At 65.2% G+C, this 1613-nt stretch carries 1 protein-coding gene; it reads right to left on the bottom strand.

Annotation, left to right across the window (positions count from 1 at the left end):
* Positions 1-1613: formate--tetrahydrofolate ligase (locus tag EN853_RS32975; protein ID WP_135857310.1), on the bottom strand; the 1613-nt coding region annotated here is incomplete at both ends.

Below are 1613 nucleotides of genomic sequence, written 5' to 3'. Positions count from 1 at the left end.
TCGTTGAGGAAGATCTTTTCCGAGGACGGCGCCTTGGGCAGGCCGGGCATGGTCATGATCTCGCCGCAGATGATGACGACGAAACCGGCGCCGGCCGAGAGCCTGACCTCGCGCACCGGCACGGTGTGGCCGGTCGGCGCGCCGCGCAGGTTCGGGTCGGTCGAGAAGGAATACTGGGTCTTGGCCATGCAGACCGGCAGGTTGCCGTAGCCGGCCTGCTCCCAGGCATGCAGCTGGTCGCGGATCGACTTGTCGGCGATCGCCTCGTCGCCGCGGTAGATGCGCTTGACGATGGTGTTGACCTTCTCGAACAGCGGCATCTCGTCGGGATAGAGCGGCGAGAACTGCGAGGCGCCGGATTCGGCAAGCTTGACCACTCTGTGGGCCAGATCCTCGATGCCCGCGGAGCCTTGCGCCCAGTGCTTGCACAGGATCGCATCCGCCCCCATCGAGGCGACGAAATCCTTCAGTGCCCTGATTTCGGCCTCGGTGTCGGTGGTGAAGTGGTTGATCGCCACCACCACCGGCACGCCGAACTGGTGTACGTTCTCGATGTGGCGGCCGAGGTTGAGGCAGCCCTTCTTGACCGCCTCGATGTTCTCCTTGCCGAGGTCTTCCTTCTTGACGCCGCCATTCATCTTCATGGCGCGCACGGTGGCGACGATGACGGCCGCCGCCGGCTTCAAGCCCGCCTTGCGGCACTTGATGTCGAAGAATTTCTCGGCGCCGAGGTCGGCGCCGAAGCCGGCTTCGGTGACGACGTAGTCGGCGAGCTTCAGCGCCGTCGTGGTGGCGACGACCGAGTTGCAGCCATGCGCGATGTTGGCGAACGGGCCGCCATGCACGAAGGCCGGGTTGTTCTCCAGCGTCTGCACCAGGTTGGGCTGGATGGCATCCTTCAGGAGCACCGCCATGGCGCCGTCGGCCTTGAGGTCGCGGGCATAAACCGGCGACTTGTCGCGGCGGTAGGCGACGATGATGTCGCCGAGGCGCTTCTCGAGATCCTTGAGGTCGGTGGCCAGGCACAGGATCGCCATCACTTCCGAGGCGACGGTGATGTCGAAGCCGGCCTCGCGCGGGAAGCCGTTGGCGACGCCGCCCAGCGAGCAGATGATGTCGCGCAGCGCCCGGTCGTTCATGTCCATGACGCGGCGCCATGCCACGCGGCGGATGTCGATGCCGAGCTCGTTGCCCCAGTAGATGTGGTTGTCGATCAGCGCCGAAAGCAGGTTATGGGCGGTGGTGATGGCGTGGAAGTCGCCGGTGAAGTGGAGGTTCATGTCGTCCATCGGCACCACCTGGGCGAGGCCGCCGCCGGCCGCACCGCCCTTCATGCCGAAATTCGGCCCGAGCGAGGCTTCGCGGATGCACACGATCGCCTTCTTGCCGATGCGGTTCAGGCCGTCGCCGAGGCCGACCGTGGTGGTCGTCTTGCCTTCGCCGGCCGGCGTCGGGTTGATCGCGGTGACCAGGATCAGCTTGCCGTCCTTGTTGCCCTTCACCGATTTGATGAACTCGGCCGAGACCTTCGCCTTGTCGTGGCCGTAAGGCAAAAGGTGCTCGTAGGGGATGCCGATCTTGGCGCCGATCTCCTGGATCGGTTTCTTCTTGGC

It is taken from the genome of Mesorhizobium sp. M1C.F.Ca.ET.210.01.1.1 (assembly GCF_004791585.1).
Taxonomy (GTDB): Bacteria; Pseudomonadota; Alphaproteobacteria; order Rhizobiales; family Rhizobiaceae; genus Mesorhizobium.
Note: the sequence above shows the minus strand (reverse complement) of the source record. Positions and strands in the feature narration are given on the sequence as shown.